Source organism: Bradyrhizobium sp. P2_E8 (assembly GCF_056403875.1).
Genome location: NZ_JBFUES010001088.1, coordinates 1 through 2,325 on the forward strand (window position 1 = coordinate 1; position 2,325 = coordinate 2,325).

Annotated in this window: 2 protein-coding genes; both read right to left on the reverse strand. The window is 65.8% G+C overall.

Annotation, left to right across the window (positions count from 1 at the left end):
• Window positions 1-12: 12 nt before the first annotated feature.
• The gene (locus AC1D00_RS37005; RefSeq protein ID WP_477014070.1) at window positions 13-1,515 is read right to left on the reverse strand and encodes a glycosyltransferase family 39 protein; all 1,503 of its coding nucleotides are present in this window, start codon (window positions 1,513-1,515) and stop codon (window positions 13-15) included.
• 6 nt (window positions 1,516-1,521) lie between these two features.
• Window positions 1,522-2,325, reverse strand: an 804-nt coding sequence (locus AC1D00_RS37010) for a GtrA family protein (protein ID WP_477014071.1), incomplete at its 5' end; no start/stop codon positions are given.

The following is a 2,325-nucleotide window of genomic DNA, read 5'->3' on the forward strand; positions in this document are numbered from 1 at the left end:
CGGTAACGCCCGCTACCGCGCTTCCGGTGGCGGCGAGCGGTCCAGCACGTCGCCCTTGGCGCCTTCGAGCAGATCGATGCCGTAGGTCTCGATCACGAGCGGCCCGCGCTTGCGCTGCAATTGCGCAACCTGCGTCACCTGCGCAAACAGATCATTGACGGCGGGATGGCCGCCCTGACGCAGCTCATCGATATAGAGCAGCTTGCCGGCAAGCAGCTTTGGATCGGGCTCGGGCATGTTGACCCAGCGGATACGCTGGTTCTGCTGCACCACGCAGGTGCCGCGCGGCAGATAGAAGGCGAGCCAGCCCGTGGTGCCGTAATCCGGCGCAAGCACGCACGTCGCACCGGTGCGGGCGCGCACGGCTTCGATCTCCGCGGCGAGCTCGCGCCAGCCGACGCCGACGCTGCGCACGGTCGCATCGCGGCGATAGCCGGACAGCCAGCCGGTGTTGGCCTGCACAATGAGGGCTGCGAACATCACGATGCCGGCAGGCGCAGCCCAGCGCAGACAAAAGTCGACCAGGCGGCGCGCACGCGGTTTCCACTGCACGAGGTTGGCGGCGGCCGCAGCCGCAACCACGAAGGGCGGATAGACCGGCGCGAACCAGTTGGCCTCGACGCGGGCATGCAGCGAATGCCAGGCGAAATAGGCGACGATGGTCCAGAACAGCGTCTCGATCAGCACGCGCGAGGCCAGCGCGCCGGCCCGGCGCCACGTCAGCGCATGCAGCCCCATCGCGCCGAGAATGAAGACCAGCGGCGTTGCGAACGCGATCTGGGTCGGGATCAGCTCGGCGATGAAGACAGGGCGGAAATCCTCGATCCTGGCGCGCCCGAGCTGCTTTGCGAACGAGACCCATTGATGATCCGCATTCCAGAGGATCACCGGCGAGAACAGCGCAAGGGCAACGAGGCCACCGAGATAGGGCCAGGGTGAGAGGAACCAGCGCCTGAGTTTCGGCACGGCCGCGAGCCAGATCAGGATCGCCGGCCCGAAGAACATCGCGGTGTATTTCGACAGCAGCGCCGCACCGACGGCTGCACCGACCGCGAGCCACCAGACGCCGCGGCCGGTCTCCAGCACTTTTGCGAGAAAGAACAGCACGAAGCTGGAGGCGACCAGCAACGGCGCATCGGGCGTGACGATCAGCGTGCCGACCGCGGCCAGCAGCGTCACGTTGAGCAGAATGGCACTGTTGGCCGCGAGGCGGGCGCCGCCGAACAGGATCGCGGCCGAGCGATAGATCGCATAGCTCATCGGCAGTGCGAGCAGGATCGAGACGAGGCGGACGCCGAGCTCGGTGTCGCCGGCGATCATCGTGCCGGCGCGAATGACGTAGGCAACCATCGGCGGGTGGTCGTAATAGCCGCCCGCCAGGTTCTTCGACCACATCCAGTAATAGGCTTCGTCGAAGGTGATCGGCGTGAAGGCGGCCGCGACGAGCCGCAAGCCGACCAGCGCTAGGATCACTAGCGCGGTATTGCGGACGACCCGCGCGTCAGCTCCGCCCATCGTGAGCTATTTCTTGCGCCAGACGAACAGTCCGGACATCGCGTAGTTCCACACCACGCCCATCAGCGCGCCGGCCATGCCGGCCAGCCACCAGATCGGCTCCTGGTCGTAGACCGAGAAGGCGACGCCGACATTGGCGAGCAGGCCGACGCTGCACACGATGTAGAACGCGATCAGGCCGCGCAGCAGCGCGAAGCCCTTCAGCCGCTGATCTCGATAGGTGAGGAAGTTGTTGAGGATGAAATTGCTGGTCATGGCGACGATAGCGCCTGCGGCCTGCGCTTCCGCGAACGGCGCCTTGAAGGCCCGAAGGGCGATGAACAGCGTGGTCAAGTGCACGACGAGACCGATGCCGCCGACCATCGCGAACAGGATGAAACGCAGCGAAACGGTGTCGTTGCTCAGCTTGGCCAGCACCAGGCCAAGGAAGTCGAGCGCGACCATGGAATCCAGCTTGCTCTCGCCGTGCTGGCGGGCGCCGAAGGTGTAGGGAATCTCGACCGCCCGCAAACTGCCGTGGGCGGTGGCGACGAGGTCGAGCAGGATCTTGAAGCCATGCACCGAAAGTTTCGGCGCCAATTCCTCGAAACGATCGCGGCGGACCATGAAGAAGCCGCTCATGGGATCGGCGATCTCGACCCGCAGCATCTTCCGGGCGACCTCGGTCGCCAGCGCGCTGGCGCCGGCGCGCTGCTTGTTGAAGCCTTCGGTCTTGTAGCCTTCGATATAGCGGCTGCCGACCACCAGATCGGCCTGGTCGCTGGCGAGCAGCAGCAGCATCTTCGGCAGCTGCGTCTCGTCGTGCTGGAG

What these genes read in the sequence shown, in the direction of transcription:
- AC1D00_RS37005 (WP_477014070.1), bottom strand. Translation starts at nt 1,515, where the DNA reads ATGGGCGGAGCTGACGCGCGGGTCGTCCGCAATACCGCGCTAGTGATC.